Source organism: Nocardiopsis ganjiahuensis DSM 45031 (genome assembly GCF_000341085.1).
Taxonomy (GTDB): Bacteria; Actinomycetota; Actinomycetes; order Streptosporangiales; family Streptosporangiaceae; genus Nocardiopsis; species Nocardiopsis ganjiahuensis.
Genome location: NZ_ANBA01000006.1, coordinates 193,352 through 220,292 on the forward strand (window position 1 = coordinate 193,352; position 26,941 = coordinate 220,292).

General features: G+C 72.2%; 19 protein-coding genes. 7 read left to right on the plus strand and 12 right to left on the minus strand.

The genetic code is table 11. The features are described 5' to 3' along the window. Window positions 1-77: 77 nt before the first annotated feature. The 3 genes from D458_RS0106205 to D458_RS0106215 are packed head-to-tail and all read left to right on the plus strand — an operon-like array spanning window position 78 to window position 3,671. Window positions 78-1,736, plus strand: coding sequence for an extracellular solute-binding protein (locus D458_RS0106205; protein WP_017585855.1), 1,659 nt, complete (start codon window positions 78-80; stop codon window positions 1,734-1,736). Further along, window positions 1,729-2,763, plus strand: a complete 1,035-nt coding sequence (locus D458_RS0106210; RefSeq protein ID WP_017585856.1) for an ABC transporter permease — start codon at window positions 1,729-1,731, stop codon at window positions 2,761-2,763. Before D458_RS0106205 ends, D458_RS0106210 begins: the two co-directional genes overlap by 8 nt. Continuing rightward, the gene (locus D458_RS0106215) at window positions 2,760-3,671 is read left to right on the plus strand and encodes a carbohydrate ABC transporter permease (RefSeq protein ID WP_017585857.1); all 912 of its coding nucleotides are present in this window, start codon (window positions 2,760-2,762) and stop codon (window positions 3,669-3,671) included. The genes D458_RS0106210 and D458_RS0106215 overlap by 4 nt, the downstream gene beginning before the upstream one ends. A gap of 83 nt (window positions 3,672-3,754) precedes the next feature. Here the strand turns inward: D458_RS0106215 and D458_RS0106220 are convergent, their stop codons facing one another. Then, entirely contained in the window at window positions 3,755-6,454 is a 2,700-nt protein-coding gene (locus D458_RS0106220; RefSeq protein ID WP_017585858.1) for a cellulose-binding domain-containing protein, read from the minus strand. Window positions 6,455-6,682: 228 nt separating this feature from the next. Further along, the gene (locus D458_RS0106225; protein ID WP_017585859.1) at window positions 6,683-8,944 is read right to left on the minus strand and encodes a glycosyl hydrolase family 95 catalytic domain-containing protein; all 2,262 of its coding nucleotides are present in this window, start codon (window positions 8,942-8,944) and stop codon (window positions 6,683-6,685) included. A gap of 49 nt (window positions 8,945-8,993) precedes the next feature. On the opposite strand from D458_RS0106225, the gene D458_RS0106230 reads away from it, so the two are divergent. After that, on the plus strand, window positions 8,994-11,015 hold the full coding sequence (locus D458_RS0106230; protein WP_017585860.1) for a beta-galactosidase: 2,022 nt from the start codon (window positions 8,994-8,996) through the stop codon (window positions 11,013-11,015). Here the strand turns inward: D458_RS0106230 and D458_RS0106235 are convergent. Together D458_RS0106235 and D458_RS0106240 are read right to left on the minus strand one after the other, a co-directional pair. After that, a complete protein-coding gene (locus D458_RS0106235) occupies window positions 11,005-12,972 on the minus strand; it encodes a glycoside hydrolase family 31 protein (protein ID WP_017585861.1) in 1,968 nt (655 codons plus the stop codon). The genes D458_RS0106230 and D458_RS0106235 overlap by 11 nt on opposite strands. A gap of 121 nt (window positions 12,973-13,093) precedes the next feature. Further along, on the minus strand, window positions 13,094-14,077 hold the full coding sequence (locus tag D458_RS0106240; protein ID WP_017585862.1) for a LacI family DNA-binding transcriptional regulator: 984 nt from the start codon (window positions 14,075-14,077) through the stop codon (window positions 13,094-13,096). Between the two features lie 296 nt (window positions 14,078-14,373). Here D458_RS0106240 and D458_RS34765 point away from each other — a divergent pair, with 296 nt between their 5' ends. Beyond that, window positions 14,374-15,006: a hypothetical protein gene (locus D458_RS34765; RefSeq protein WP_051049606.1), complete on the plus strand. Its 633-nt coding sequence runs from the start codon at window positions 14,374-14,376 to the stop codon at window positions 15,004-15,006. A gap of 28 nt (window positions 15,007-15,034) precedes the next feature. Then, window positions 15,035-15,433, plus strand: coding sequence for a hypothetical protein (locus D458_RS0106250; RefSeq protein ID WP_017585863.1), 399 nt, complete (start codon window positions 15,035-15,037; stop codon window positions 15,431-15,433). Here D458_RS0106250 and D458_RS33050 read toward each other — a convergent pair. The 5 genes from D458_RS33050 to D458_RS0106275 all read right to left on the minus strand — a co-directional run bounded on the left by D458_RS33050 (window position 15,383) and on the right by D458_RS0106275 (window position 22,055). After that, entirely contained in the window at window positions 15,383-15,733 is a 351-nt protein-coding gene (locus D458_RS33050) for a hypothetical protein (protein WP_017585864.1), read from the minus strand. The genes D458_RS0106250 and D458_RS33050 overlap by 51 nt on opposite strands. Window positions 15,734-15,935: 202 nt before the next feature. After that, entirely contained in the window at window positions 15,936-16,307 is a 372-nt protein-coding gene (locus D458_RS0106260) for an STAS domain-containing protein (protein ID WP_017585865.1), read from the minus strand. Between the two features lie 308 nt (window positions 16,308-16,615). Next, complete coding sequence (gene meaB, locus D458_RS0106265; protein WP_017585866.1) at window positions 16,616-17,680, minus strand: methylmalonyl Co-A mutase-associated GTPase MeaB; 1,065 nt, start codon at window positions 17,678-17,680, stop codon at window positions 16,616-16,618. After that, the gene (gene scpA / locus D458_RS0106270; protein ID WP_017585867.1) at window positions 17,677-19,947 is read right to left on the minus strand and encodes a methylmalonyl-CoA mutase; all 2,271 of its coding nucleotides are present in this window, start codon (window positions 19,945-19,947) and stop codon (window positions 17,677-17,679) included. Before scpA ends, meaB begins: the two co-directional genes overlap by 4 nt. Further along, window positions 19,944-22,055, minus strand: coding sequence for a methylmalonyl-CoA mutase family protein (locus tag D458_RS0106275; RefSeq protein ID WP_017585868.1), 2,112 nt, complete (start codon window positions 22,053-22,055; stop codon window positions 19,944-19,946). Before D458_RS0106275 ends, scpA begins: the two co-directional genes overlap by 4 nt. Window positions 22,056-22,281: 226 nt before the next feature. Here D458_RS0106275 and D458_RS0106280 point away from each other — a divergent pair, with 226 nt between their 5' ends. Beyond that, window positions 22,282-22,956 (plus strand): hypothetical protein, encoded by a 675-nt coding sequence (locus tag D458_RS0106280; RefSeq protein WP_017585869.1) that lies wholly within the window; start codon window positions 22,282-22,284, stop codon window positions 22,954-22,956. Between the two features lie 117 nt (window positions 22,957-23,073). Here the strand turns inward: D458_RS0106280 and D458_RS0106285 are convergent, their stop codons facing one another. The 3 genes from D458_RS0106285 to D458_RS0106295 all read right to left on the minus strand — a co-directional run bounded on the left by D458_RS0106285 (window position 23,074) and on the right by D458_RS0106295 (window position 26,935). Continuing rightward, the gene (locus D458_RS0106285) at window positions 23,074-23,475 is read right to left on the minus strand and encodes a hypothetical protein (protein WP_017585870.1); all 402 of its coding nucleotides are present in this window, start codon (window positions 23,473-23,475) and stop codon (window positions 23,074-23,076) included. An 11-nt stretch (window positions 23,476-23,486) separates the two neighbouring features. Next, the gene (locus D458_RS0106290; RefSeq protein ID WP_017585871.1) at window positions 23,487-25,151 is read right to left on the minus strand and encodes a serine/threonine-protein kinase; all 1,665 of its coding nucleotides are present in this window, start codon (window positions 25,149-25,151) and stop codon (window positions 23,487-23,489) included. Window positions 25,152-25,402: 251 nt separating this feature from the next. After that, window positions 25,403-26,935, minus strand: a complete 1,533-nt coding sequence (locus tag D458_RS0106295) for a hypothetical protein (protein WP_017585872.1) — start codon at window positions 26,933-26,935, stop codon at window positions 25,403-25,405. Window positions 26,936-26,941 lie beyond the last annotated feature (6 nt).

A 26,941-nucleotide genomic window follows, 5' to 3' on the forward strand; every position in this document is an offset into this window, starting at 1 on the left:
CACAATTCATAGCAAAATGGCCAAGCGTTTCCTACCCCCGGGCATTATCGCCCTGGCCAACCAAAGGAACGACCGTGATGTCACTCCCCCCGACTCCGGCACACAGCCGCCGTCGCTTCCTCGGTCTGATGGGCGCCACCGGCGCCACCGCGCTCTCCGCCGGCCTGCTCTCCGGTTGTTCCGGCGACGCCGGCACGGGCGGCGGAGGCTCGGCGTCGTCAGCCACTGACCTGGACGACCTGATCCCCACCTTCCGTGCCTTCGAGGCGGTCGTTCCCGACATCCCGGGGGTCGGCGGCGCACCCGACGGCTTCACCGCCTACCCCGACGCCTTCGTCCGGGCAGCCGGGGAGGTCCGGGGCGCGGGAGGCCACTACACGGCGATGACACCCATGTGGGGGCCGCTGCCGCCCGGCCTCGGCAACAACTCCTTCTACGACTACGTCAACGAACGGATCGGCACCACGGTCGAGTTCAACTTCCAGGACGGCAACACGATCATCGACAAGATGAACGCCGTCGTCGCCGGCCGGGACGTCTCCGACATCACGATGTTCCCGGACTGGGTGATCAACCTGATCCCCCAGTTCAACCGGGCGGTCGGGGAGCTCTTCGAGGACCTGACCCCCTACCTGGCCGGGGACGCGGCCCTGGCCTACCCCCTGCTGGCCAACCTGGACAGCGACGCCTGGCGCGCGAACGTCTTCAACGAGCGCCTCCAGGGCATCCCCTGGCCCTCCGAGCCCTTCAGCAACTGGGTCCTGTACCGGCGCGACATCCTGGAGGAGCTCGGTCTGGCGGCCCCGACCAGCGCCGATGAGCTCTTCGAGCTCGGGGAGGAGCTCAACGACCCCGACAACAACCGCTGGGCCTTCGGCGACATCACCCTGAGCGCCCGGCAGATCTTCGGTGCCCCCCGGCAGTGGCGGTACGAGAACGGCGAGCTCACCCACATGTTCGAGACCGAGGAGTGGCGCGCCAGCGTGGAGTACATGCGGCGCGTCTTCGACGCCGGGCTCATCCACCCCGACATGGTGTCCCAGGGTGACAACTCCAAGGAGCTCCTCAACTCCGGGCAGATCCTCTTCGCCCAGGACGGCCTGGGCGGATGGCACGAGGCCTACTCGCAGGTCCTCGGTGACAACCCCGACTTCCGCCTGGACCTGATGCCCGCCTTCGGCCAGGGCGGCAACGACCCGGTCCTGCACCGCAACGACCCCTCCACGCAGTCCGTGTTCATCCGCAAGGACATGGAACCGGAGCAGATCGAGGAGATTCTCGCCGTCGTGAACTTCTGCGCGGCGCCCTTCGGCACCCAGGAGTACATGGACTACCGGTACGGGGAGGAGGGGGTCCACCACGAACGCAACGAGCACGGCGCCCCCGAGCTCACCGACCTCGGCAACTCGGAGGTCAACGACGGCTACTACTTCATCAGCGGCAGGCCCTCGGCGATCACCGAGAGCCAGTACCCGGACTTCGTGGACTGGAAGACCGCCTGGTACAACGACGCGATCGCCTACGCCGAGGACGACCCCTTCGCGGGGATCCGCATCCAGCGGCCCGAGCGCTTCTCCGCCGCTGAGCTGCCGCTGACCGACCAGGTGGAGAACATCATCCGGGGCCGCGAGGACCTGTCCGAGCTGGACACCGTGATCGACGACTGGCGTCGCGACGGTGGTGAGGAGGGCCGGGAGTTCTACCTGGAGGTCCTCCAGGAACACGGCCGTGACTGACCGCACCGGCGGGGCGGCGACCGCCGTCGCCCCGTCCCCCGGGGACGGCGGGGACGGCGGCCGGACCGCACGCGGGCCCCGGCGCGGGAGCGGGCGCGGACGGGGTACCGGGCGCGGCCCTTCCTTCGGGGCCAGGCTGCGCCGTGACTGGCAGCTGCTGCTGATGGCGCTCCCGGCCCTCGTCCTGCTGGCGGTCTTCCACTACGCGCCGACCCTGGGCAACGTCATCGCCTTCCAGAACTACAACCCCTGGGACGGCGTGGCCGGCAGCCCGTGGGTGGGGTTCGCCCAGTTCGAACGGCTCTTCAGCGACCCCCGGTTCTGGAGCGCGGCGGGCAACACCCTGACCATCGCCGCCGTCCAGCTGGTGTTCTTCTTCCCCATCCCGATCGCGCTGGCGATCCTGCTCGACAGCGTGCTCAGCCCCCGGCTGCGGCTGCTGCTGCAGAGCGTCGTGTACATGCCGCACTTCTTCTCCTGGGTGCTGGTGGTGACACTGTTCCAGCAGATCCTGGGCGGGGCGGGGCTGTTCTCGCAGATGCTGCGGCAGAACGGGTACGCGCCGCTGGAGATCATGTCCGACCCGGACGCGTTCCTGTTCGTGGTCACCTCCCAGATGATCTGGAAGGACGCGGGCTGGGGGACGATCATCTTCCTGGCCGCGCTGGCCGCGATCAACCCGAACCTCTACGAGTCGGCCGCCGTGGACGGCGCGGGGCGCTGGCGGCGCATGTGGCACATCACCCTGCCCGGCCTGCGCCCGGTGATCATCCTGCTGCTCATCCTCAAGCTCGGCGACATCCTCAACGTCGGCTTCGAGCAGTTCTTCCTGCAGCGGGACGCCTTCGGCTCCGGCGTGTCCGAGGTGCTCGACACCTACATCTACCACCAGACCCTGGTCACCGGGAACTTCAGCGCGGGGGCGGTCGCCGGCCTGGTCAAGGGCGTGGTCGGCCTCGTACTCATCCTGGTCGCCAACAAGATGGCCCACCGGATGGGTGAGAACGGAATCTACAGGCGAGCATGAGCACACTCTTCAAGGACCGCCCCGTGTGGGCGGAACGCCCCAGCCTCCCCTCACGCCTCGCGAAGAACACCGTCCTGGCGGGCATCGCGGTGGTCGTGGTCTTCCCCCTCTACGTGGTGGTCCTGACCAGCCTGTCGCCCGCGTCGGCGGTCAACGCGGCGGGCGGCCTGGTCCTGGTCCCGGACGGGCTCTCGTTCCAGGCCTACGCCGACCTCTTCGGCGGCGGCGTGGTCAGCCGGGCCGTGCTGGTGAGCCTGGGGGTGACCCTGGTCGGGACCCTGGTGAGCCTGGGCGCGACCATTCTGGCCGCCTACGGGCTCTCCCAGCCGGGTTCGCTGTGGCACCGCCCGATCCTGTTCGCCTTCCTGCTGACCTTCCTGTTCGCCCCCGGCATGATTCCGCTGTACCTGCTGGTCAGCGACCTGGGCCTGATCGACAGCTACTGGTCGCTGATCCTGCCGACGGCGGTGAACGCGTTCAACCTGGTGGTGATGCGGGCGTTCTTCATGAACCTGCCGGGGGAGATCTCCGACAGCGCGCGCGTGGACGGGGCCAACGAGTGGACGATCCTGACCCGGCTGGTCCTGCCCATGTCCAAGGGTGTGACCGCGGTGATCGGCCTGTTCTACGCGGTCGGCTACTGGAACGCCTTCTTCAACGCCATCCTGTACATCAACGACAACGCCAAGTGGCCCCTGCAGCTGGTGCTCCGCCAGTACGTCCAGCAGGGGCAGCAGCTCAGCTCCAACTCGGTGGTGGGCGACGCGGTCCAGGGCACCGCGTCGGCGCCGAACCTGGCCATCCAGATGGCGATCGTGGTGGTGGCCCTGGTCCCGGTCACGTTCATCTACCCGCTGGTCCAGAAGCACTTCACCAAGGGCGTCATCATCGGCGCTGTGAAGGGCTGAGGGACCGGAGCGAGACCGTTGTGGGGCCGGGAACCGTGCATTCGGTTCCCGGCCCCCTGTGTCGGACGCTCCGGTTCAGCGGGTCAGTCGCACGCCCGGCCGTTCAGCGTGAACCCTTCGGGCACGGCGGGCTCACCGTCCGCGGACCCGTTGAAGCCCACCGACACCGTCCCGCCCGGTTCGATCCGGCCGTTCCAGGAGGAGCCGGTCACCACGACGGTGGATCCCGTCTGGGTGTGGGAACCGTTCCACAGGCTCGTCACCTGCTCATCCGCGGTGAAGTCCCAGGCCAGCTCCCAGCCCTCGACGGTCTCCGAACCGGTGTTGGTCACCGCCGCGTCCGCCCGGAAACCGCCGGTCCAGGTGGCGCTGACGTCGTAATCGACCTCGCACGCGCCCGGACCCGCGGTGGGCGAAGGCGAGGGGTCCGGGTCCGCGGTGGGCGAAGGCGACGGGGTCGGGTCGGGACCGGGCCCGCCGTCCCCCTCCGCCGGGTCGCCGTAGACGATCCCGCGCCCGTTGGTACCGACGTAGACCCGCCCGTAGACGTCCGGGTCGCCGGTCACGACGGAGCCGGTCCAGCCCCACTGGTTGAGGTCGTCGTTGATCCTCACCCAGGTCCGCCCCGCGTCGTCGGAGCGGAAGATCCCGCGTACGCCGTCGATCCGGGAGCTGGTGTAGACGGCCGGGTAGCCCTCCCCGGGCGGCGGGGCGCCGAAGCCGACGGCGTCGCCCTCGTCCACGGCCCCGATCCGTTCGAAGGTGGCGCCGGCGTCCGTGGTGCGCCACATACCGTAGGTGCCGTCCTCGGCCCCGCCCGCGGCCCACACGTCGCCGGTGTGGCCCGGAACCGCGCCGAAGCGGACGTTCCCCTCCGCGGGCAGGCCGTCGAAGCCGGACGCGGTGAACGTGGCCCCGCCGTCGGTGCTGGTGTGGAAGACCCCGTCGGCGACGGCGTAGAACACGTCCGGGTCGACCCGGTCGGCCTCCACCCGCGCGCCTTCGGGAACACCGGTCGAGGCGGTCCAGGACGATCCCCGGGTCGTGGAGACGTGGACCCCCGTGCCCTCGGGGCTCCAGAGCACGGCCGAGCCGTCCGCGGAGACGGCCACGGTCCCGCCGCCGGTCACCCCGCCGGGCTCCTGTCCCTGCCACCAGCTGTCGCCGCCGTCGTCGGAGACCCCGATGTGGGAGGTGGTCTCGTCCTCGGCGTCACCGGTGCGGACCACCAGGGAGGGGTCGAGCTCGGCGAAGTCCACGCTGGTCCCGTTGCCCCAGTAGGGCTGCTGGTGCATCTGCTCGGGGACCTCGTCGAGGTCGTGGTGGGCGAAGCCGCCGATGTCGGCCATCACCGACACCAGCGGGCCGCCGGGCAGGCTCGCCAGGTCGTGGATGGCGGTCTCCTCCAGACCGTGGACCTTCACCTCGATGTCGAAGGTGGCGTCGGCGTCCCACTCGGTGAGGTTGTCGCTGCCGTAGACGGTGGCCCCGGTGCCGTACATGAACCGGTCGGAGTCGAACGGGTCGATCGCCATGGCCTGGGTCATCCAGCCCAGTTTGGGCTGGGTCTCGGGCGGTTCGGCGCCGCCGCCGAAGTCCAGCCACGGAGCGGTGGAGACGTCCATCTCGTAGCGGTTCTCCCGCTCGGGGTAGGCGCCGTAGTCCCAGGCCTGGGTCCAGGTCTCGCCGCGGTCGGTGCTGCGGAAGATCTGGATGTCCGGCCACCAGGAGATCTGGGTGGCGACCATGAGCGTGTCCGGGTTCTGCCGGTCGACGGTGAGGCCGCCGTAGCCGAAGTAGTTGTCCTCGGAGTCGGAGGGGACCGGGCTGACGCGCGTCCACGCCTCCTCCTCGGTGTCGTAGCGCCACACGTCGCCGGAGTCCCCGTCGTAGGGACCGGGGGTGGACGTGGTGGCCACGTAGAGCTGCCCGCCCTCGTGGTCGAGCACGCCGTGCGCGGGCAGGTGTCCCGTGGGGGCTCCGGGCAGCGGTTCCCAGCTCTGACCGCCGTCGCGGCTCCGGTAGACGGTGTTCTCGAGGTCGGCGACACCCACGTAGACGTCCTGCGTGACCGAGCCCTCGGAGCCGGTGCGCGGGTCGAACTCCACCCAGGTCACCCCGGTGATGTCGTCGTGCACGCCCCACTCGTCGTCGGGGTTCTCGACGTAGTCGCCGGGGTTGGGGAACTCCTCGACCTCGGCCCAGGTCTCGCCGTGGTCGGTGCTGCGCCACAGGCCGTGGCCGCCGCGCGCGCCGAAGTACACGACGCTGTTGTCGTTGGGGTCGACCATGAGGCGCTCGCCCATGCCCCGACCGGGCATGTTGCCGCCGAGCTTGAAGGGCAGCTCGGTCGCCTCCCAGGTCAGGCCCCGGTCCTCGGACCTCAGGATCGCCCCGTTGTTGGGGTCCCAGTCGTTGGTGTAGGTCCCCGCCGCGACGTAGACGCGGTCCGGGTCGACCGGGTCGGTGGCCAGGCTGACGATGCCGGTCCACCCCCAGTCGTCCCAGCCGATCCAGTCGAGCATGGACTCCCAGCGCTCGGTGGCCGGATCCCAACGGTAGGCACCGCCGATGTCCGTGCGGGCGTAGACGAGGTCGGGCTCGGTCTCGTTGAAGACGATCCCGGGGACGAAGCCGCCGCCGGCGATCTGGGCGTTGTCCCAGGTGTAGGGGGTTTCGGCCGCTTCGGCGGAGGCGACGTGCGCGGAGGGTGCCGCTCCGGCCCCGGTGAGGGAGACGGTGACGGCGGCCGCGGCGGCGAGGGCGGTCGCGGTGGCCGTCACCGTCCTCGTTCTGCGGTCCCCTCCCTCATGGGAGCGCTTCCATCTTCGGTTGAGAGGTGTCCTGGATCCGGGCATGAGCGGGGCTCCTCGGTGGGGGGTCCATCCCGCCGGTCCGTGCGAGGAACTGTCCCCCGGCGGGAATTTCCCTGCCAGTGTGTATTCGCGGTGACAGAACGTCAACGGGGGTTCCGGTGATTATTTCGAATCGCTTCGAAACCTGGCCTGAGCTCAAGAGTGTTTCCAGTTCGTCGGCAATTTCCCGATGATCCGCACCGGCGATCCGTCCGACAATCGGATCCTCCGGTCCCCGTCCGGCATTCGGACGAGGAGCGGTCCGCCCTCCAGGGACCGCAGCTCCACCGACACCCCGCCCGCGTCCCACTCCAACCGGTCCACCACCACGCCCCCGCGGGCCCGCAGCCCTTCCACGCACCCCGAGGACCACTCCCGGGGCAGCGCGGGCAGCACCTCGATCCGACCCTCGGCCGAACCCACCAGCATCGCCGCCACCAGAGCCGGGAACCCCCCGCCGATGTCCACGTTGAGGATCCGCCCCCGGTTGTGCGTGGGCACCATCGTCGGCCGCCAGTACCGTCCGGCCAGCAGGGACAGCGCCTCGTGGGCCTCCTCGGCCATCCCCAGCCCGGCCGCGGCCAGACCCAGCTGCACCAGGCCGAAGGCCATCTCGTCCGCCTCCTGCCCCCGCCACCAGGCGAGCCTGGCGCGCACCGCGCGGGCCGCCGCCCCGGCCAGGACGGGGTCCGCGAAGGCCGGATCCCGCTCGTACCAGAGCGGGTACAGGTGGGAGGCGTGCCGGTGCGCGTGCCGGTCGGTCTGCGCCACCGGCCCGGCCGGTCCGGCCCACTCGGCCAGGCAGCCGTCGGGGCCGATCCGGTAGCCGGGGAGCCGGGCGGCCAGCCGGACCCACCTGCGGGCCCCGGGTATCCCCAGAGCCCGGTGCGCCCGCACCAGGTTGCGCGTCAGGTCGCGGACGGCGGCGACGTCCATGGTCGCGTTGACACAGGCCTGACCGTCCCCGTCGGCCGGGGTGTTCTCCGGCGAGTAGGAGGGCGAGAAGCCGCCCTCGCAGAGGAAGTCCTCGTGGAACTCGGCCGCCTCGGTCAGGAACGGCAGGGCCCTGCGGAGCAGGAAGCCCCGGTCCCGGGTGTACGAGTAGTGGTCCCAGTACAGCCGTGCGAGCCACGCCCCTCCCGCGGTCCAGCAGGTCAGGCACCACTCGGGGCCGAAGTGGTTGTGGCGGCCGCTGGTGGAGGCGTGCGCGGGCACGAGGATCCCCCGGCACCCGTACAGACGCCGCGCGTTCTCCCGGAGGTCCTCGGCGAACCCGTCCAGGAGGTCGAACAGCGGCGTCATCAGCTCGGGGGTCCCGGTGGGGTGCAGTCCCGCCAGGGCGGAGGGCAGGTTGCCGTCGAAGGTGTACCCGGAGCGCCAGGGCGGATCGTGGGTACCGCTCCACACCCCCTGGAGGGTGGGCGGGAGGTCTCCGCAGCTGGAGACGACGGCGTACCGTCCCGCGTCCACCAGACGGGTGACCAGCTCCGGCGCGGCCCCGTGACCGGGCTCCGGCCGGAGCCCGCGGCCTCCGTCCGGGGCGGCCCCGGCCAACCGCAGCCGGAACCGGCCCATCAGCTCCCCGTGCAGCCGGCGGTGCCGCTCCAGCAGGAGGGCCGGCGGGCCCGCGGGAAGCTCGGCGGTCGCGGGCGCCCGTTCGGCGCCCGGAGCGGCCGTCTCGGTCCGGAGCAGGAGCACGAGCCGCCGGACGCCCCGTACGCGGAGCCCTTCCCCGTCGGGCTCCGCCGTGCCGCCCTCCGCGGTGACCGAGCAGGTCACCGTGTACCCGGCGAGGCCGCCCTCCGGCCGGTCGGGGAAGGACACGGTGAGTGAGAGCCGGCCGGCGCCGGCCCCCGGACGGACCCGCAGGGCCACCGGCGGCTCCTCCGCCAGCACCCCCAGGGTCAGCCTCCCGTCCAGTCCGTGCGGCCGGTGGAGGTCGCAGACCACCACGTCGTCGGCGCGCGAGGCGAAGACCCGGTGGACGGTCCCGTCCGGCAGCTCCTCGGTGACCTCCCCCGTGTCCAGGTCACAGGTCCGGGTGACCGCTCCGGACCCCGGGCGCTCCGGGGCGAAGGAGAGCACCGCGGCACCGACCAGCGGGTCGATCCAGTGCGTGCCCTCGTACCCCTCCCCCGCCGCCACCTCCGTGATCAGTTCCGCGGCCGACCGGGAACGCCCCTCGCCCAGGAGCGCGCGGAGCTCGGGCAGGACCGGTGCGGTGTGCGGCGCGGGCAACGGCTCCCGGACCGGGAGGAAGAGGCGTTCGTGGCTCAGGGTGATCCGGGTCCGGTCCGGCCCGGAATGCACGAGCGCGCCCTGGCGCCCGTTCCCGCTGATCAACGCGTCCTCCCAGTCCCGGACGGGCGAACGGGTGCGCACCGTCCGGCCGGGGGGTCTGTCGCAGGAGTGGGTCATGGGGGCATCCTTACCTGGTCGTGTCAGCGGGTTCGAGGGAGCGTGTGCCATGTCCGTCCTGTGGTTCGGCGGCGATCACAACCCGGAGCAGTGGCCCGAGGAGGTACGCGCCGAGGACACCGGACTCATGCGCCGGGCCGGGGTGAACCTGGTGACGGTCGGGGTCTTCTCGTGGTCGCTGCTGGAGCCCCGGGAGGGGGAGTTCGACTTCGGCTGGCTGGACCGCGAACTGGACCGGCTCGCGGACGCCGGGGTGGGGGTCGCCCTGGCCACGCCCACGGCCTCGCCGCCGCCCTGGTTCGGGGCGGCCCACCCCGACGCCATGCCGGTGACCGCCGAAGGCGTACGCCTCACCCACGGAAGCCGGGACACCTACGACGTGACCGCCCCCGCCTACCAGGCGGCCTGCGAGCGGATCGTCCGGGCGCTCGCCGAGCGCTACTCCGCGCACCCGGCCCTGCGCCTGTGGCACGTGCACAACGAGTACGGCACCTGGTCCCACTCCGCCCACGCGGACCGGGCTTTCCGCGGATGGCTCCGGAAGCGGCACGGGGACCTGGAAGCGCTGAACGAGGCCTGGACCACGGCCTTCTGGGGACAGCACTACTCCGACTGGGAGCACGTCCGGACCCCGCGCGCCACCCAGTACCTGGCCAACCCGGCGCACGTCCTGGACTTCCGGCGCTTCCTGTCCGACGCGATGCTCGACCACTACCTGGCCCAGCGCACGATCCTCAAGTCCGCGGACCCGGCCGTGCCGGTCACCACCAACCTGGCCTTCGGCGACTGGGTCCCGGTCGACGCCTGGAAGTGGGCCGAGCACATGGACCTGGTGGCGGTGGACGACTACCCGTCCGCGCCCGGCGCCGAGGCCGCCGCCCAGACCGCCTTCGCCGCCGACCTGGCCCGTTCCTACGCCGCGCGCGTGCCCGCGAAGGGCCGCCCGTGGCTGCTGACGGAGCAGGCCGCCGGGGTCCTGTACACACCCGGGCGGACCGTCTCCAAGGCCCCCGGGGAGCTGGTCCGGCACAGCCTGTCCCACGTGGCGCGGGGGTCCCGGGGCGCCATGTTCTTCCAGTGGCGCGCCTCCCGGGGCGGTGCCGAGCAGTGGTACTCGGGGATGGTGCCGCACGCCGGCCCCGACTCCCGGATCTTCCGCGAGGTGTGCGAGCTCGGTGCCCTCCTGCCCAGGGTCGCGGGGGCCGCCGACGCCCGTGTCCCGGTCGACGCCGCCGTCACCTGGGACCCGGAGTCCTGGTGGGCGATGGGCGCGGCCTCCCTGCCCGACGCGGACCTCGACTACCTGGGCGCCGTACGGCAGGTCCACCGCGTCCTGTGGCGGTCGGGCCGCACGGTCGACTTCGTACGCCCCGACCGGCCCCTGCCCCCGGTACCGCTGCTGGTCGTCCCCTCGCTCTACCTGGTGTCCGACACCGCCGCCGCGCACCTGGCGGACTACGTGGAGCGGGGCGGGACCCTCGTGGCCACCCCCCTGAGCGGGATCGCCGACCCCCACGGCACCGTACGGACCGGGGGCCACCCGGGCGCGCTGCGCGACCTGCTCGGTGTCCGGGTGGAGGAACTGCGCCCCGCCCCGGACACCGAACTGTCCGACACCGACCTCGGCACGGTCCGCGGCTGGACCGAGGCGGTCCGCCTGACCGGGGCCGAGCCGGTGGCCGTCCACCGGTCGGGGGACCTGGCGGGGCAGCCCGTGCTGACCCGGAACCGCAGGGGTTCGGGGACCGCCTGGTACCTGTCCGCGCGGTTGGACGACGCCGCCCTGGGCGCCCTGTTGGCCGGGCTCGGAGCGCGGGCCACCGCCGCCGACCTCCGCGCCGGCCCCGCCACCCCCTCCGCCCCGGAGGCGGGTGTGGAGGTCGTACGACGCGAGGACGGCGCCCTCACCTGGATCTTCGTGCTCAACCACACCGGTGCCCCGTATCCGGTCGCCCCCGCCTCGCTGGGGCTCGCCCCCGGCGCCGTGGACCTGTTGACGGACACGGCGGCCGAAGGGCTGACCGTACCCGGAGGCGGGGTCGCGGTGCTGCACGGCCGGCTCAGCCCGTGATCGGGAGGTCCGCCCCCTCCCGCAGGAGTACGGGGACCCGGTCCAGCGGCGCGGCGATCGTGACCACCGTGCCGCCCGGGTGGACGTTCCCCGTCCACGGGTCGGTCCAGGAGGCGCCCTCCGGGAGGTAGACGTCCCTGGTCCGCGCCCCGTACTCGGTCACCGGGGCGACCAGCACGTCCGGACCGAAGAGGAACTGGTCGCCCTCCTGCCAGGCGTTCGGGTCCTCAGGGAAGTCGACGAACACCGGGCGCATCGGCGGCAGCCCTCTCTCGTGCGCGAGGCGCATCTGCTCCATGACGTAGGGGCGGAGCCGCTCGCGCAGGAACAGCAGCCCGCTCACGAGTTCGTAGACCTCCTCTCCGTAGGACCACACCTCGTTGGGTCCGCCGGACATCTCCGGGTAGAGGTCGTGCGAGAACGGTTCCCGGTACCCGTGCAGACGGAACAGCGGGCAGAAGACCCCGTACTGGAACCAGCGGACCATCAGCTCCCGGTACTCCGGCGAGTCCTGGTCACCGCCGTGGAACCCGCCGATGTCCGTCGTCCACCAGGGGATCCCGGACATCGCGACGTTCAGTCCGGCGCGGACCTGCGTCCGCAGGGAGGCGAAGGTGGGGGCGATGTCGCCCGACCACAGGGCCGCGCCGTGGCGCTGGCTGCCCGCCCAGGCCGAGCGGCACAGGCTGATCACCTGCTCCTCCCCCGCGGCGAGCATGCCCTCGTGGAAGGCGCGTGCGTGTTCGAGCGGGTAGATGTTGCCCACCTCGGTGCCGGGCCCGGCGTGGTACCGCAGGTTCTCCGGGTGGCCGGGCTTCAGCTCGGGCTCGCAGGCGTCGAGCCACCAGACCCGGATCCCCAGGGAGTGGTAGTTGCGGCGGATCCGCTCCCACAGGTACGCCCGGGCGTCGGGGTTGGTGGGATCGTAGAAGCCCACCTGGACGTGGGCCTCCACCCCCTTGTCGGCCCAGTCCGCGTGCACGGGGGGACCCTGTTCGGTGGCCACGAGGTAGCCGCTGGCCAGCATCTCGGCGTGGTTCTCGCTCAGCGGGCTCACCGAGGGCCACACGGAGACCATCAGCTCCACACCCATCTCGCGGAGTTCGTCCACCATGGCCTTGGGGTCGGGCCACTCCCGCGGGTCGAACTTCCAGTCGCCCAGGTGGGTCCAGTGGAAGAAGTCGCTGACGATCACCGACAGCGGAAGCCCGCGGCGCCGGTACTCGCGGGCCACCGCCATGAGCTCGTCCTGGGTGCGGTAGCGGAGCTTGGACTGCCAGAAGCCGGAGGCGAACTCGGGCAGCATCGGGGGGTGGCCGGTGGCCTCGGCGTAGCGGGCCATGATGTCGGCGGGGCCGTCGCCCGTGGTGACCCAGTAGTCGATCTGGCGGGCGCTGTCGCTCACCCAGCGGGTCCCGTTGTCGGCCAGTTCGACCCTGCCGGTGGCGGGGCTGTTCCAGAGCATCCCGTAGCCGCGCGACGAGACCAGGAAGGGGATGGTGACCTCGGCGTTGCGCTGGACGAGGTCGATGACCGCGCCCTTCTGGTCGAACAGTCCGTGGGTGTGCTGCCCGAGGCCGTGGATCCGCTCGCCCTCGTGGGCCCGGAAGCGCTGCTCGATCCGGTAGTAGCCGTTGCCGGTGGAGGTGTAGACACGGGGGCCGGGCCACCAGAAGTGGGCCCGCTCCTCGGCGAGCAGCTCCTCGCCGTCGCGGGTGAACCGGAGCATGCCGTCCGCGCTCACCTCCAGGGTCAGGGATCCGCTGACCAGGACCGCGGAGTCACCGAGGCTCACCCGGGCCGGGCCCGGCGGCCGTCGGTCCAGCGCGCCGGGCAGGTCCTCACGGAGGGTGGACAGCGCGGCCCGGACGCGGATGCCGTCGGTTCCCCAGGCCTGGGCGCGCAGGACCTGGTGGCTGCCGCGCCACTCGAAGCCGTCCTCGATCTCGTTGAACACGTGGGTCCTTCCTGTAGGGGGTGGCAGGGGTGTCGAAGCGCTTCGACGATGAACCTGGTTCGAGAGGGGGTGGGTGGCAGAGGTGGAAGCGGGTGGGCCGGAAGGGCCGTGCCGCCGGTTCTCAGGACCGGCGCGCGGTGCTGCCCCGGTCGGTGAGTCCGGGCTCCAGCAGGGTGGTCCCCGGTTTACCGAGGCCGTCGATCTTGTCCATGAGCAGGCCGACCGCGCGGCCGCCGAGCTCCTCGGCCGGCAGGTCCACGGAGGTCAGTTCGGGCAGACCGGCGGGGGCGGGTCCGATGACGACCGTCGACAGGTCAGGGGTGGTGGGGCCGTGTTCGGAGAAGGCCTCCAGCAGCGGGGCCACGGAGGGTTCGTTGTGCACGATGAGCCCGGTCAGACCGGGCCGCTCGCGCAGAAGGGCGCCCGCGACCTCAGCGGCGGTCTCGGGCGAACAGGGGCGCTGGGTGGCGCGGACCCCCCGGCGGGCGGCGGCCGACTCGAACCCGGCGAGGGTCCGCTCGGCGAATCCCGTGCGCCGCTGGTAGACCGACGGCGGTTGGCCGACGAAGGCGATGTCGGTGTGGCCCCGGTCCGCCAGGTGGTCCACGCAGAGCGCACCGGCGGCGGAGAAGTCGAGGTCTATACAGGTCAGGCCGTCGGTGTCCTCGGGGACCCCGATGAGCACCGAGGGCAGGTCGAGGGAGCGCAGGACCGGCACACGCGCGTCGTCGGCCTCCACGTCCATGACGATGACGCCGTCCACCATGGCGCTGCCCGCGACCCGGCGCAGGCCGTCCGGCCCCTCCCCCTGGGTGAGCAGGAGGACGTCGTGGTCGTGGGTACGGGCGGCGGTGACGACGGAGACCGCGAAGCGCATGGCGACGGGGACGTGGACGTCGTCGCGCAACGGGACGACCAGCGCGATGACGTTGCTGCGGCGGCTGGCCAGGGAGCGCGCCCCCGCGTGGGGCTGGTAGCCCAGGGCCTCGATACTCTCCCGGACCCGGCGGGTGGTGGACTCGGAGATCGACCGCTTCCCGCTGAGCACATAGGAGACCGTGCTCGGTGACACCCCCGCGTGCCGGGCCACATCGGAGATCCGCACCGCACCGCCCCGTCCGTTGTCGAATCGATTCGATGGAATGTTACGCACCTCGCCGCCCCGGGCGCAATGCCCAGAGGAAACGGTCCCCGGGCGGAACTCCCCGCCGAGCCTACTGCCCCGCGGCACCGCCCGCCGATGCCGAGCGGCCACGGTGCCGGTCTGGCGCGGGGCCCGCTCCTGCAGCAGACTCGACCCGACGCCGTCCGCAACCGACGGCCGGAACCGTGCGTCTACCCACTCACGGGGAACCCGGCACCACCGGCCCCGGCCCCACACCCCACCCGGAAGGAACCCGCGTGGCCCCGGATCCCATCCTTCTCATCGGCACCGTCCTGCTCCTGATCGCCGGTGCGGCCGCGCTGTTCACCGGCTTCACCGCGCCGCGGGGCAGGCGGGGGCTGACCTGCTCCGGTGGCGCCCTGCTGGTGGCGGCCGCCGTCCTCTCCCTGACGCTGGCCCTGGCGAGCGCCCCGATCTACGAGACGGTGAGCGGCCTCAACGGCGGCCGTACCGCGTTCATCGTCCTGAACGTCCTCAACCGGATCGACGACCTCCTCTGGGCGGTGGGACTGCTGCTCGTGGCACTGGCCGCGACGAAACGGCTGTCAGCGCCACGCGCCACCCCGGGACCGCCGGTGCCGTCCGGCCCTCACGGACCGTACGGACACCGGGCCCACGGGCACCAGGCCCCGTACGCGCAGCAGGGGCCCCACGGGGCACCGCGGCCGGGACCGCGGCAGGGTGGCCCGCAGTACCCGGGCCCCCGACCGCCGCAGCAACAGGGCCCCCTGCCCTCACCCGGAGCGGCCCCGCGGCCGCCCCAGCAGCCCGGACCGCGTCCGCCGCACGGTTCCGACCCCCAGCAGCCCGGACCGCGTCCGCCGCACGGTTCCGGCCCCCAGCCGCCGCACGGCCCCTCCTCCCGCTGACCGCACGAGACCCGGAGAACACGCGGACATGATCGACCTCATCCTCAGCCTCCTGCTCGGCTGCCTGCCGCCGCTGGTGGTCGGCGCCATCGCCCTCCTGCGCTCCTTCGGCGCCCCCAGCGGCAAGGTCCCCGCAGCCGTCGGCGGCGGCCTGCTGGTCCTCGCGGGCCTGGTACTGACCGGCTGGGAGATCTACTCCCGGTTCGTCCTGATGCCCGACCCCTCCATGGCACCCTTCGGTGTCCTTCCCGTCGACCCGGCCGTCCTCTACGCGGTCAGAATCGGGTCCGGGGCCCTCGTCGCCGCCGGTGTGGCCCTGCTGCTGGTCGGGGTGATGAGCGCCGGACGGCTGGAGAACAAGGAACAGGGACCCCGGTCACGGCACGAGGCACCGGGGCCGTACGCCCCTCAGGCGCGCCGCCCCTGAAGCCCTGTGCTCCGAGGCGCCCGGCATCCGGCGCGTGAGCCACGGCACGAAGAGGACCATCAGGGCACCGAGGACCACCACGGGAACAACCGCCCCGAGGAGGATCGGCACCGTCTGCGACCAGTTGTCGAGCAGGATCACGCAGAAGACCGGTGGCGGGAGGAGGACCGGCGGGAAGACGACGGGGACGGCCCTGACGGCGTAGGCGCGCGGGTGGTTCTGCGCGTGGATCTGCATCTGGCCGAAGAGGGCCCTGGGATGTCGGCGAGCGGTCCGGGGGTGTGCCGTGTGCCCGTTCATGTCCGCGCCCTACGCGAGACGGGCGTCAGCGTTCCGGGAACGCTGCGTTCCCTTTGCCTTGGGCAGGGCTGAGCGCGTGCCCGGACCGGGCACGGGGTCGGTGGCGTCTGCGGCTGTCGTGGTCCCGGGAGGGGCTCACCGGACCCGGGAGGGGAACACCTGTCGTGGCTGCTGCGTGTGGCGCCGGCTGTCCGCGGAGCGGTCAGCCGGCCTGGCGCTTGGCCTCCAGGGCCTCCATCGCCGCGACGGCGGTGGCGACGGTCTGGTGGACCGGAACCTGGCGGTGCAGGCCGACCAGGCGGACGACCTTGGTGACACGTTCGTTGAGTGCCGCCAACGACAGGGAACCGTCCAGCTCACGGACGTTCCGATAGGCGTTGATGATGACGTTCAGCCCGCTGGAGTCCATGAAGTCCAGAGCGGACAGGTCCAGGATCAGCCACGGACCGTGGTCGTCGATCGCGGTCTTGATGTGTTCCTGGAGGTCGGCGGCGGTCGCGATGTCGAGTTCTCCCTCGATCGCGACGATGACGCTGCGGCTCTCGAACCGCGTGCTCAGCCCAAGCCTGTGCACGTTCACTCCTCCCGGCCCCACGTTCAGATGGTGAGGGGTCCCTCGCTTAACCATACGCAGCCCGACCGGGAACGACTACCGGACCCGGCTCCACTCCCACAGAGCCGGTCCGGTGAGGGAAACACCTGCGCGCCCGAACGATCTGGTAAGTCGTTGGACACACACGGTATAAGCGAACCGCCCATACGGGAATGCCATCGGGCAAGAAATTTTCGCCTCATGGGCGAGAACCCCCTTCGGATGCCCGGTTATCGACCGTTCACCATGGGTTATTTCACGACATGGAACCCGGTGTGATCGACCATCCCTCACGCGTCCGCGCCGTCACCCTCGGACCGGTCACGTTCCGTTTCCCGTTCCCGAACTCCATCACTCTGAGTGAAGGAATCCAACAGCGTGCGCGCGGCCAGGGTGGCCGTGGTGTCCCCCGACCTCACCTGCGACTCCATCCTCGGAATGAGCCCTGCCACCCCCTCGTCCCGCAGGAACGCGTCCATGAGCCGGTCCCGGACCTGGTCCCACATCCAGCTCACCCCCTGGGAGCTGCGACGGTCGGCGAGGGAGCCGTCGAGCTCCAGCACCCGCCGGTGCTCCAGCACGGTCTCCCACACCTCGTCCAGCCCGTCACCGGTCATGCCGCTGCAGGTCAGCACCGGCGGCCGCCACCGCGGATGGACCTGCTGGAGCAGGCGCAGGGCCCTGGAGAGCTCCCGGGCGGCCTTGCGGGCGTCGTCGGCGTGCGGGCCGTCGGCCTTGTTCACCGCGACCACGTCCACCAGCTCCAGCACACCCTTCTTGATGCCCTGGAGCTGGTCGCCGGTGCGGGCCAGCGTGAGGAACAGGAAGCAGTCGACCATCGCGGCGACCGTGACCTCGGACTGGCCGACACCCACCGTCTCCACCAGGACCACGTCGAACCCGGCCGCCTCCATGAGCAGCATGGTCTCGCGGGTCGCGCGGGCCACACCGCCGAGCGTGCCCGCCGTGGGCGAGGGCCGGATGAAGGCGTTCGGGTCCACCGCGAGTGCGGCCATGCGCGTCTTGTCACCGAGGATGCTGCCGCCGGTGCGGGTCGAGGACGGGTCGACGGCGAGCACAGCGACCCGGTGCCCGGCGGCGGTCAGCCGCGTGCCGAGCGCGTCGATGAAGGTCGACTTGCCCACCCCGGGCACGCCGGTGATCCCGACCCGCTGCGCCTTGCCGGTGTGCGGGAGCAACCGCACCAGGAGCTCCTGGGCGGCCCGCGCGTGGTCCGGGCGGCGCGACTCCACCAGGGTGATCGCCCTGGCCAGGGTCGGCCGGTGCCCGGACAGGACCCCCTCGGTCAGGGCGTCCACGTCCACCGGACGCCTCCCGCGCACCGCCACGGTCACTCCCCTTCCCGGCCGGACCCCTGTTCGGGCTGCTCCGCCCGTTCCGGGTCCAACCGCTCCTCCAGCTGGTCGAGCAGGTCGGTCGCGGCCTCGGCGATCACCGTGCCGGGCGGGAAGATCGCGGCGGCCCCGGCCTCCCGGAGCTCGTCGAAGTCCCCCGGCGGGATCACCCCGCCCACCACGATCATGATGTCCTCCCGGTCGAGCCCGGCCAGCTCCTCGCGCAGCGCGGGCACCAGGGTCAGGTGTCCGGCGGCCAGCGAGGACACCCCGACCACGTGCACGTCGGCCTCCACGGCCTGGACGGCGACCTCGGCCGGGGTCTGGAACAGCGGTCCCACGTCGACGTCGAAACCGAGGTCGGCGAAGGCGGTGGCGATGACCTTCTGGCCGCGGTCGTGGCCGTCCTGGCCCATCTTCGCGACGAGGATGCGGGGCCGGCGGCCCTCGGCCTCGGCGAACTCGTCGACCCGGGCGGTCACCCGGTCCATCAGGTCGGCCGCGTCCGCGCTCCCGGACGCCTCGTTCTTGTACACACCCTGAATCGTACGGATCTGGCCGGAGTGGCGGTTGAACACCTTCTCCATGGCGTCGGAGATCTCACCGACGGTCGCCTTGGCGCGGGCCGCGTCCACGGCGGCGGCGAGCAGGTTGCCGGTGAGGGCCTCGTCGGCCCTGGACTCGCGCCCGGCCGCCTCGGTGAGGGCGTCCAGGGCGGCGCGCACCTCGGTGTCGTCGCGCTCCTCGCGCAGGCGGCGGAGCTTGTCCAGCTGCTCGGTGCGGACCTTGGAGTTGTCGACCTTGAGCACGTCGATCTCGTCGGGGGTGTCCGGCCGGTACTTGTTGACGCCGATCACCGGCTGGCGGCCCGAGTCGATGCGCGCCTGGGTGCGGGCGGCCGCCTCCTCGATGCGCATCTTGGGCAGTCCGGCGTCGATCGCGGCGGCCATGCCCCCGGCCTTCTCGACCTCCTGGATGTGCGCCCACGCCTTCTCCGCCAGCTGCTGGGTGAGGCTCTCCACGTAGTAGCTGCCGCCCCAGGGGTCGACCACGCGCGTGGTCCCGGACTCCTGCTGGAGGAGCAGCTGGGTGTTGCGGGCGATGCGGGCCGAGAAGTCCGTGGGCAGGGCCAGCGCCTCGTCCAGGGCGTTGGTGTGCAGCGACTGGGTGTGGCCCTGGGTCGCGGCCATGGCCTCCACACAGGTGCGCCCGACGTTGTTGAACACGTCCTGCGCGGTCAGCGACCAGCCCGAGGTCTGGGAGTGGGTGCGCAGGCTCAGCGACTTGTCCTCGGCGGCGCCCAGGTCCTTGACCAGGCGCGCCCACAGGAGGCGGGCCGCGCGCAGCTTGGCGACCTCCATGAAGAAGTTCATCCCGATCGCCCAGAAGAACGACAGCCGGGGCGCGAACGCGTCCACGTCCAGACCGGACTTCTGCCCCGCGCGGATGTACTCCACACCGTCCGCGAGGGTGTAGGCCAGCTCCAGGTCGGCCGTGGCCCCGGCCTCCTGCATGTGGTAGCCGGAGATGGAGATGGAGTTGAACCGCGGCATCCGCCGCGAGGTGTAGGCGAAGATGTCGGAGATGATCCGCATCGACGGCTTCGGCGGGTAGATGTAGGTGTTGCGGACCATGAACTCCTTGAGGATGTCGTTCTGGATGGTCCCCGACAGCTTCTCGGGGGACACACCCTGTTCCTCGGCGGCCACGATGTACAGCGCCAGGACGGGCAGCACCGCGCCGTTCATGGTCATGGACACGCTCATCCGGTCCAGCGGGATCCCGTCGAACAGCTGGCGCATGTCGTAGATGGAGTCGATGGCCACCCCGGCCATGCCCACGTCGCCCGACACCCGGGGGTGGTCGGAGTCGTAGCCGCGGTGGGTGGCCAGGTCGAAGGCGACCGACAGGCCTTTCTGGCCCGCGGCCAGGTTGCGCCGGTAGAAGGCGTTGGACTCCTGGGCGGTGGAGAAACCCGCGTACTGGCGGATGGTCCACGGCTGGTTCACGTACATGGTCGGGTAGGGCCCGCGCAGGTACGGCGGGATGCCCGGCAGGCCGTCCACGAAGTCCAGGCCCGCGCGGTCGGCGGGCGTGTAGAGCGGTTTGACCCCGATGCCCTCCGGGGTCTCCCACTCCAGGGCGTCGGCGGCCTTTCCGGTGGCTTCCTCCAGGGCGCGCTGCCAGTCGGCCTCGCCCTGGGCGCCCTGGCCGTCCGCCGTGAAGGCGGGCGGCCGGGGGTCCACGGTGGAGAAGTCGGGGATCATGCTCTCTCCCCCTGGGTGGAGTCGTTCGTAGTGGGCGGTACTGCGCCGGAGGCGTCCGTTGAGGGCGGTAGCCCGTCCCCGCGCGAAGCGCCCTCGGCGGGCGATGGTGGGCGACGGGTGGGCGGTACTGCGCCGGAGGCGTCCGTTGAGGGCGGTAGCCCGTCCCCGCGCGAAGCGCCCTCGGCGGGCGATGGTGGGCGACGGGTGGGCGGGGGATCGGTGAGGATCACGTCGACCAGGTCGGTGAGCAGGGCGACGGCGTCGCAGCCCTTGTGGGCGAAGGAGTCCACCCCGGCCTCCCTGTAGGCGTCTCGGGGCGATCCGGCGAGGAGGACACGGCGGGCCCCGACCCCCTTGAGCGCGCGGGCGACCGCCTCGGCGTGTTCGGCGTAGACCTTGTCCGAGGAGCAGATCACCGCGACCCGGCTGCCGGAGGCGGTGAAGGCGGCGGCCGCGGCCCCGGCGCCGTCGAGCGGGCCCGGGTCGTGGACCGCGATCCCGCCCGCGGCGAGCAGGTTCGTGGCGAAGGAGGCGCGGGCGGTGTGCGCGGCGACCGGGCCGAGGGTGGCCAGGAAGGCGGTGGGCCGTCGGCCGCTGTCGGCGGTGTGGGCGTCGGAGCGGTCGCGCAGGGACTCGTAGTCCTGGGCGTAGCGGCGGACCGGGAAACCGCCGGGGACCCGGACAGGGCGGGCGGGATCGGGTTCTCGGACGAGGGGTTTCTCGTGCGGGTCCGGGAACTCGCTGACCCCGGTGAGCGGGGCGGTGCGGTGGGCGAGGTCGCGGCGGCGCAGCTCCCAGACGCGGTCCACGGCGGTGCGGAGCTCGCCGTGTCCGATGGCCTCGGCGATGCCCCCGGCGCGCTCCAGTTCCTGGAAGAAGGCCCACCCGGCGTTGTAGAGGTCGCGGGTGAGGGCCTCGACGTAGAAGGAGCCCCCGGCCGGGTCGACGACCCGGGCCAGGTGGGACTCCTCGATGAGGAGCGACTGGGTGTTGCGGGCGATGCGGCGGGCGAAGTCGTCGGGCAGGCCCACCGCGGAGTCGAAGGGCGCGACGGTGACCGCGTCGGCGCCGCCCACCCCGGCGGCGAAGCAGGCCACGGTGGTGCGGAGCATGTTCACGTGCGGGTCGCGGCGGGTGAGCATCGCGTCGGAGGTGGTGGCGTGCAGGCTCATGCCGCGTCGGTCGGCGGGGACGCCGGAGGCCTCCAGCACCTGGTTCCACATGGCGCGGACGGCCCGGAGCTTGGCGATGACGGAGAACTGGTCGGCGTTGGCGGCCAGCCGGAACTCGATCCGGCCGGCGGCGTCGGCCAGATCCAGTCCGGCGGCGGCCAGGGCGCGCAGGTAGGCGGTACCGGCCGCGATCGCGGAGCCGATCTCCTGGGCCTCGGAGCCGCCCGCGTTGTGGACGAGAGTGCCGTCGGCGACGAACAGCCCCAGGTGGGGGTACCGGGCCGCGTGTTCGGCGGCGAAGCGGGCCGGGTCCGCCACGTCGGGGCGCTCGCCGGCCAGGGCCGCTGTGCTGAGGGGGTCCAGGCCCAGGTGGGAGATGACGCGGCCGTCGGGGACGTCGGCGTCGGTGTGGGCCCGCAGCAGGGCGGTGGCGGCGTCGAGGGCCTCCGGGCCGGGGGCGCGGAGCACCACCGGGGCGAGGTCGAGGTAGACGTCGGCGAGGGCTTCGCCCAGCTGGTCGGTGGGCACCCCCGCCTCTCCCACCGCGATCCACAGCGAGCTCACGCCGTTCATGAGGTCGTTGTGCACGCGGCGGCGGAGTGCGGCGGGGTCGGCGTCGGTGTGCCGGGCGCGGATGTCCCATCCTCCCGCCACTCCCCCGCCCGGGCGGTAACCGCGGACGAAGGGGGCCAGACCCGGATAGCCGGGGTCGGCCGCGGAGGGCTCGGAGGTGTAGAGGGGCTCGATGTCGAACCCGTCGTAGCCGTGGGTGGCCAGCACGGACTCGGGGGTGTCGGCGAGGCGGTCCTCGGCGACACCGCTCTTGCGGAGCACTCCGGCGACGAGTTCGCGCCACCGCTCGCGTGTGGCCGCCGGGAAGCCTTCGGCCAGGTTGGGAGCCGCTGTTCCGGCGGCCCCGCTCTCAGGGACGTCCATACTCCGAGATGGTAGAGAACCGGGTTCGGTTCGGGCGAGCCGGGGTGTGGTGCTCGGCACAGGCCGACTCCGCGCCGGGCGGGGTCGGGGGTCAGCCGGTCGGCCCCAGTGCGCCACCCCGGCCCCAGAGTGTGACATGGGACACATAGGCCCCGATCGGAGAACCAAAGGCGCCGGTCAGGGACCCCAACATTCACTCCAGTCCGCACTTTCTACAGGAACCTCCATGTTGAACTCCGCCCGCAGACACCGCGTCGCCCTCGGTCTCGTCGCCGCCGGCTCCGCCCTGGCCCTCGCCGCTTGTGGTGCCGACGAGCCCGCGCCCACCGGGACCGACACGGCCGCTGTCGAGGAGCCCGAGGAGGAAGAGGCCCCCGAGGTCGACGCCTCCGCGTTCAACCAAGGCCCCATCCCCGCCGAAGCCCCCGAGATCGACGAGGCGGACCTGCCCGCCGAACCCGACTCCGCGGCCCCGCTGGGTGACCGGATCGCCTGGGACGCCCTGGAGTCGGTCTCCACCTTCGCGTCGACGACCGACCCCGAGGCCACCTACACCTGCCCGGAGATCGCCGGTGAGGAGGGTGAGTCCATCACCTGCACGGTGAACTTCCTCGGCGAGGACTGGGACTACTCGATCGACATCACGTCCTCGGGCGTCCTCATCAACTACGAGTGGGACCTCCCCGAGGGCCCGCTCATCCGCGAGGTCGTCGAGGACACGCTGCGCGTGAGCGCCGAGACCGAGTACGTGCTCTGCGACATGGCCACCGACCTCGAGCGCGGCGTGCCCGGCGAGGAGGCGCCCTTCCTCTGCCAGAGCCTGGACGAGGCGACCGGGGACGTCACCGAGTGGGAACTGAGCATCTCCCAGTACGGGGCCTTCTCGTTCTACCGGGTCTGACCGGCCTCACCGTCCGGTCGAGGCACCGACAGGCCACAGCGGCCCCGCCGTTCGGCGGGGCCGCTCCTGCTTTCCCCGACCGTGCGCCTGCTGCCGGGGCCCGGACCGCGGCCCGGGTCAGCCGCAGTTGGTGGCGTTGCGCACGACCCACTCGTCACCGATCACGCCGCCCCAGTCCACGCACTGGCCCGCGGCCTCCAGGTGGACCGGACCTGCGTAGGAGGTCCAGTCACCGGGGTCCCGCGTCCAGGAGGTGGAGGTGCTCTGCTTGAGGACCGCGTCCATGTTCATCGCGGCCCCGGCGTCGGAGCGCACGACGACGACGCAGTTGCGCCCGGTGGAGTTGTTGTAGGCGAGGTAGACGGTGCCGCCGCTGACGGAGGCGCTGTTGTTCACGTTGTAACCGTCACCGCAGGCCCCGTTGTAGGGCGCGGCGGCGGCCGGCGCCGGGTTGGCCAGGACCGCGGTCAGGGTGATGGCGAGCCCGCAGGAGACCCAGCGGGCGAGGTACTTCAGCACTTGTCCTCCTCCTACCAGGGCGGGGTTCCGCTGCCGCTGGTCCTGTGGTGTTCCACGAGCCGTGTGATGGTGACGGTGCCGCCGCTCTCGGTGTAGGTGATCTCGGCCGAGACGGTGCGGCTGCCACTGTTGACGTAACCGGTCAGCGCGGTCGGGCTGGAGGCCACCGAACCGGCGTCGCCGTCCCCGACAGCACCGCCCTGCCCCTGGCAGAAGCTCCACGCGCACACCACCGTGGCGCCGTCCAGCACCGCGTACCGGCCTGAGCCGTTCGAGGGCTCGAAGGCCACCACGTGGGTGCCCGGGGGGCGCGGACCGGAGGCGCTCACCCCGGCGCCGACCGTGGCCATCGTGGTGATGGCGCCGCCGTCCTCGCCGTCGGCGCCGTCCTCCTCCCCGGCACCTTCCCCGCCCGCCTCGTCCCCGGTGTCCCCGTCCTCATCGGAGGGGTCGCCGGGGGGCTCCTCCGAAGGGCCCCCGGAGGACGTGGCGGCAGATCTGCCGGAGTCCCCCGCGCTCCCCTTGTCCGCCGTACCGTCCCCGCCCTCGTCGTCGGCGCCGAACCAGGCCGCGATCGGCAGGGAGTCCCAGTTGCCGGCCACCGCGGCCCCGCCGACACCCGTTCCGACGAGCAGCAGGGCGGTGACGGCGGCGGCGACCACGAGCCCGGTTCGGCGCCCCCTGCCCTGGCCCGTTCCACGGCGCCCTCTGGGTACCGCGACCTCCTGCTCCACGGGGGCGCGTACCCCGTGCCAGGTGGCCTGGAGGGTCTGGGCGACAGCGGCCCCCGCGGACGTGGGCCCGTCGATGACGGAGACCGGACGGCCCAGGTGGACCAGCTGCATCACCCCGATCACCAGGGCCATGGCGGTGGGCCTGCGGTCGGCGTCCTTGTCCAGCGCCCGGCGGGCGAGGTCGGCGAGGGGGCCGTCGAAGCCCTCCGTGTCGGGCTCGCCGCTCATCACCCGGTGCGCCACGGCGGCGGGGTCGCCGCCGCCGAACGGGGGCCGTCCGGTCGCCGCGTAGGTGACCAGAGCGCCCCAGGCGAAAATGTCGTCGGCGGTACTGATCGGGTCACCGCGGTAGTGCGCCGGGCTGATCCAGCCCGAGGAGCCGAGCACGGACCCGGTACGTGTGAGCGCGGTCTGGTCAAGGGCGCGCGCGATGCCGAAGTCCAGTACCCGGGGGCCCTCCGGGGAGACCACGATGTTGGCGGGCTTGAGGTCGCGGTGGACCACCCCGGCGGAGTGGATCTGCGCGAGGGCCTCGGCGATGCCCACCGCGAGGCCGTGGACCAGTGCCGGGGCCATGGGGCCCTTGTTCTCCCGCAGGTAGGCGTTGAGTGTCAGCCCGCGGACCAGGGGGGTGGCCAGCCAGGGCTGGGCGCACTCCGTGTCCGCGGCCAGCAGCGGCACCGCGCAGGCGCCGCCGACCCGGGCGAGCATCTCGACCTCGCGGGCGAAGCGGCTCCGGAACTCGGGATCGGCCGCGAACTCCGGGTGGACGACCTTGAGCGCGACCAGGGACCCGTCCTGGGCCCGGGCGGCGTACACGGCGCCCATGCCACCCGCGCCCAGGCGTTTGAGCAGCCGGTACGGGCCGATCTCGGCGGGGTCGGTGGGCAGGAGGTCGGTGGCCGTAGCCGGCAGGAGGGCTGCGTTCTGGGCAGGACTCATGGTGCTCACAGATGCGGGGGTGGAGTGGAGGGGTTCCAGAGGAAACCGGGACGCCTTGTGCCAAAGCTATCCAGGCACTGAATAGTAGCCAAAGGGATCTTTGCTTCCGTGTCCGGTCGCTCCCTGCGGCACGAAAAGACGCCCCCGGGCCTGTCCGGTTCCGGCCAAACCCGAAATCGGGACCTCGGAGAGAACGGGCGGTGACGCCCCGTGCCGACCCGGCGGGTCCGCGAACCCCGAACGGACCCGACCTAGCCCTCGTCGTCCTCGGGGGACTCGCTGCCCTCGGGATCGGTGTCCTCGGGGGACTCGGTGCCGGTGTCCTCGTCGCCCTCGTCCTCGTCCTCGGGCTCGGGACCGAAGACGAACCGCTGGCGGTCCTGGACGAGGATGGCGTGCCCGGTCTCGGTGATCGCCTCCACGTAGGCGGAGAGGTCGTCGCCGACCACCTCCATGGTCTCGGCGTCCAGCACCAGCTGCCGGTCGCCGTCCTCATTGGAGCGGGAGTCGCCGTAGACCAGGCCGGCGTGGGCGAAGGCCGGCGAGATCGAACCGGCGTCCTCCTCCAGCCCCCAGCGCACCTCGCCCGCCACCAGGTCGACGGCGACCATCGTGGCCTCGCCACTGGCCTGTGGCAGCAGCAGGGTCGCGGTGTCGGCGTCGTAGAGGACACCCGGGACCCCGGCCTCGGCGTAGTGCTGGGAGACCGGGTTGGTACCGGCTTCCTCCAGGGCCCACAGCGGCTCGCCGTCGTCGGCGTCGTGCGCGGTGAGGACCGAGGGGGCCTCGGGCTGGGCCCAGCGCAGCAGAACCGTCCGCGGGGCCTCATCGCCACCGGTGCCGTCCTCGGAGCCCTCGGTTTCCTCGCCGTCCTCCGCGTCCTCGCCACCCTCCGTCTCCTCGGCCTCGGGGACCGGGGTCGCGAAGACGCCGAGGATCTGCGGAACGGGGACCGGCGCGGTGGCGGGAAGATCCAGCTCCTCGTCGGCCGCGGACACCGACCACAGGGGTTCGCCCGCGTCGTCGGGACCGATGGAGCGGGCGTTCAGAGCGGAGTCACCGGAGTCCAGCAGGACGGTGTCGCCCCAGGCGGCCACCGGAACACCGAAGCGCTCCGGGGCGTCCTCGGCCGTGTCCTCGTCCTCGTCGCCGCCGGGCTCCGAGTCCTCCTCCTCGCCTTCGCCGTCCTCCTCGGGCTCGTCCTCGGGCTCGAAGGTGTAGGACCACAGTTCGTCGCCCTCGGTGTCCAGCACGGCGTAGTCGCCGTACGGCTCCTCCTGGCTCCACTCGGCCGGGCGGCGCACCGCCACCCCGTCCAGGTAGACGTCACCGTCCTCGGCGGGCCGCCAGCGGGTCCGGCCGTCGGCGCCCAGCACGAAGGGGGTGTCGTCGTCGGCCATGAGCAGGACGGGGTCGCCCTCGGAGTCGACGTCGAAACCGCGGAACCGCGCCCCACCCTCCCAGAGGGTGTCGCCGGTGGCCGCGTCGTGCAGCAGGTGGCGGTCCTCGCCGCCGGAGCTGATCAGGAAGGCGCCGCCGACGGGGCTGATCCGCACGCCCAGGGGGTCGTCGAGGATGTCGTGGACGTCGGCGTCGTCACCGTGCAGGTGGCGCAGGACGTCGCCCTCGATACCGGGGGGCACCTCGCCCTCGAAGGCGGTGGGAACCGGGGAGGGCTCCTCCTCCGGTGCGGGTTCGGGCGGTTCCGGATCACCGGTACAGCCCGCGACCAGCAGCGCCACAAGGCCCCAGGTCAGTGCCTGGGGCACGCGTGAGCTGCGCATTGACGG

Coding starts and splice junctions, on each gene's coding strand:
- D458_RS0106250 (WP_017585863.1), top strand. CDS start 15,035: ATGATCGACCTCATCCTCAGCCTCCTGCTCGGCTGCCTGCCGCCGCTG.
- D458_RS0106275 (WP_017585868.1), bottom strand. CDS start 22,055: ATGGACGTCCCTGAGAGCGGGGCCGCCGGAACAGCGGCTCCCAACCTG.
- D458_RS0106205 (WP_017585855.1), top strand. CDS start 78: ATGTCACTCCCCCCGACTCCGGCACACAGCCGCCGTCGCTTCCTCGGT.
- scpA (WP_017585867.1), bottom strand. CDS start 19,947: ATGATCCCCGACTTCTCCACCGTGGACCCCCGGCCGCCCGCCTTCACG.
- D458_RS0106225 (WP_017585859.1), bottom strand. CDS start 8,944: ATGACCCACTCCTGCGACAGACCCCCCGGCCGGACGGTGCGCACCCGT.
- D458_RS33050 (WP_017585864.1), bottom strand. CDS start 15,733: ATGAACGGGCACACGGCACACCCCCGGACCGCTCGCCGACATCCCAGG.
- D458_RS0106280 (WP_017585869.1), top strand. CDS start 22,282: ATGTTGAACTCCGCCCGCAGACACCGCGTCGCCCTCGGTCTCGTCGCC.
- D458_RS0106215 (WP_017585857.1), top strand. CDS start 2,760: ATGAGCACACTCTTCAAGGACCGCCCCGTGTGGGCGGAACGCCCCAGC.
- D458_RS0106230 (WP_017585860.1), top strand. CDS start 8,994: ATGTCCGTCCTGTGGTTCGGCGGCGATCACAACCCGGAGCAGTGGCCC.
- D458_RS0106295 (WP_017585872.1), bottom strand. CDS start 26,935: ATGCGCAGCTCACGCGTGCCCCAGGCACTGACCTGGGGCCTTGTGGCG.
- D458_RS0106290 (WP_017585871.1), bottom strand. CDS start 25,151: ATGAGTCCTGCCCAGAACGCAGCCCTCCTGCCGGCTACGGCCACCGAC.